Origin of the sequence: Endozoicomonas sp. SESOKO1 (genome assembly GCF_024606265.1) — a bacterium.
Classification (GTDB): Bacteria; Pseudomonadota; Gammaproteobacteria; order Pseudomonadales; family Endozoicomonadaceae; genus Endozoicomonas.
This window is the reverse complement of the sequence record NZ_JAHHPP010000179.1, coordinates 1-1,955: the sequence shown is the minus strand read 5'-3', so window position 1 is coordinate 1,955 and position 1,955 is coordinate 1. Positions and strand designations below refer to the sequence as shown.

At 44.5% G+C, this 1,955-nt stretch carries 4 protein-coding genes; 3 read left to right on the top strand and 1 reads right to left on the bottom strand.

Features of this window, described 5'->3' with window-relative positions:
- Positions 1-645 (bottom strand): type I restriction enzyme HsdR N-terminal domain-containing protein (locus KDK13_RS08740; protein WP_257284593.1); only part of this gene is annotated, 645 nt, incomplete at its 3' end.
- Positions 646-722: 77 nt separating this feature from the next.
- Here KDK13_RS08740 and KDK13_RS08735 point away from each other — a divergent pair.
- The 3 genes from KDK13_RS08735 to KDK13_RS08725 are packed head-to-tail and all read left to right on the top strand — an operon-like array spanning position 723 to position 1,818.
- A complete protein-coding gene (locus KDK13_RS08735) occupies positions 723-890 on the top strand; it encodes a hypothetical protein (protein WP_257284592.1) in 168 nt (55 codons plus the stop codon).
- Positions 860-1,258 carry a phage integrase N-terminal SAM-like domain-containing protein gene (locus KDK13_RS08730; RefSeq protein ID WP_257284591.1) on the top strand — a complete coding sequence of 133 codons (399 nt, stop codon included), beginning with the start codon at positions 860-862 and terminating at the stop codon, positions 1,256-1,258. Before KDK13_RS08735 ends, KDK13_RS08730 begins: the two co-directional genes overlap by 31 nt.
- On the top strand, positions 1,255-1,818 hold the full coding sequence (locus KDK13_RS08725; protein WP_257284590.1) for a transposase: 564 nt from the start codon (positions 1,255-1,257) through the stop codon (positions 1,816-1,818). Before KDK13_RS08730 ends, KDK13_RS08725 begins: the two co-directional genes overlap by 4 nt.
- Positions 1,819-1,955 lie beyond the last annotated feature (137 nt).

Sequence of the window (1,955 nt, the reverse complement as noted above, 5' to 3'; positions counted from 1 at the left end):
GCTTAGCATTTTTCTAAGTAAATCAATATTTTCTACTAAGTTTTCTATTTTAAAAGATATTATTGGTTCTTCTAAATTTTCCTCTCTGTCGAATAATTCCAGTTTTACTCCATCACATAAAACAATTACTGACGCATTAATTTCTGGATGAATGGAATATTCAATTGCCTGACTCAATTCACTGTAGCCAAAAGATTCTCCACGTAATGGTCGCTTTGCTTCGATAAGCCAGAAGTTCTCTTGCCAGAGAGTAAAAGAATAATCAATATATTTATGAGTTTTGCCGAGAAACCTTATATGTCTTTCCCTATCAACAGAAGAGAATTGACCTTTTCTATAACCTAATATCTGAATTATTGGGTCAATAATTTCAGCTCGCACATCAGCTTCTGTAAATCCTGAAACATTTAGAGACTGAATTCTTTGCAGCTCCAGAATGTTGGAGCTATCAAGTGGATCTAATCCTTTGTAGAGCAACAAACTTTCTTTAATACTAAATTCTTTATCGATTAACATATGAAAAATAATTATGATTGATCTGGTAGCTAAGAAGAAACATAACGCTTGCATAAGCGGCGGCGCGTCTAGCGTCGTCCGCTGGATGCTCTTGTTGAACCAAGCCGCTAACGCGGCAAAAAAGACCATTCATCCCGATTACTCAGCCATTTCCAATACTTCCTAATACCCCCACCACTCCGGTGCGGCTTATATAAGGAAGCAACATGGAACGTTCTGAACAAAAACGGTTTGACAAACTGTACCAGAAACACCTCACCACCCTGAAACTCCAAGGCAAAAGCAAATCGACCATTGATCTCTACAGCAGGCCACTGCGACGGGTAGCAGCCTTCTTTGATCGTTGCCCCGACACGCCAAACCCGATGACCTGAAAACCTACTTTGCGGCACTGGTGGAATCCCACTCATGGAGCACGGTCAAAATTGACCGCAATGGGCTGCAGTTTTTCTGGAAACACGTACTCGGAAAACCCTGGCAGTTTGTGGACATCATTAAACCACCCACCGTTAAAAGCCTTCTGGTCATCCTGACCACCACTGAAATTGAGTTACTGCTCAATAAGGCGCGGAAGCTGCACTATTACACCATTCTTCTGACCCTTTACAGGGAACTGCTCGGGCACATGTGGCCAAAAACCACAGCCATCTACACCCGGTTAACCGAAACCACCCAACTGAATACCCGCAGGATTATTAATCATCTGATTGATGAGCTGGGTTTGAAAGGAGACGACCAATGAACCTCTCCGATATAGCCGATCAATATGCCGACCGTTTCCTGGAGAAATACAGTCAACGTCTTCTACCCAGCCAACTCAAGGCGCTCAACGCCATACGGGGTTGTCGAACCCCGGCTTCAGGCATGACGCTGCTGGAATGCAACGGCTGCCAATTCCGGGAGCAAAAACCATTGTCCTGTGGACATCGTCACTGCAATCGCTGTCAGAACACCGATACCAGCGAATGGTTGCAACGGCAAAGACAGAAACTGTTGCCCGTTGAATACTTTATGGTGACCTTCTCTTACCTCAACAGTAAAACCGGCAAAAAAGAGACGCGAACCCTGCCAGGGGAAGACTTCCTGTGGCTGGTACTGAAACATGTATTACCCAGGCGATTTCGACGATCGCGGGATTATGGATTTTTACACAGCAACGCAAATAAACAATTATCACTGGTGCAGCTGGTTTTACACGTCATGGTCAAAGCAGTAGAACCCGTGATTCGTCCGCAATTCACATGCAGGCGTTGCGGTGAACTCATGAAGCACGTTGCATTCAGTTTCCTGAAACCGACTTGAGTCGTTGATATAGCAACAAAACAACGCCATTCACAAACAGGGAGAAGATGTAAGCTTAGCCAGACAGATATGACATACCCCAGACTACCGTAATGCAGTGGTCGGGAGACACTCATCCTGAATAAATAGCGTTCTGA

Excerpts from the sequence above, each read along its gene's own strand:
- KDK13_RS08735 (WP_257284592.1), top strand. The coding sequence starts at position 723 with ATGGAACGTTCTGAACAAAAACGGTTTGACAAACTGTACCAGAAACAC.
- KDK13_RS08725 (WP_257284590.1), top strand. The coding sequence starts at position 1,255 with ATGAACCTCTCCGATATAGCCGATCAATATGCCGACCGTTTCCTGGAG.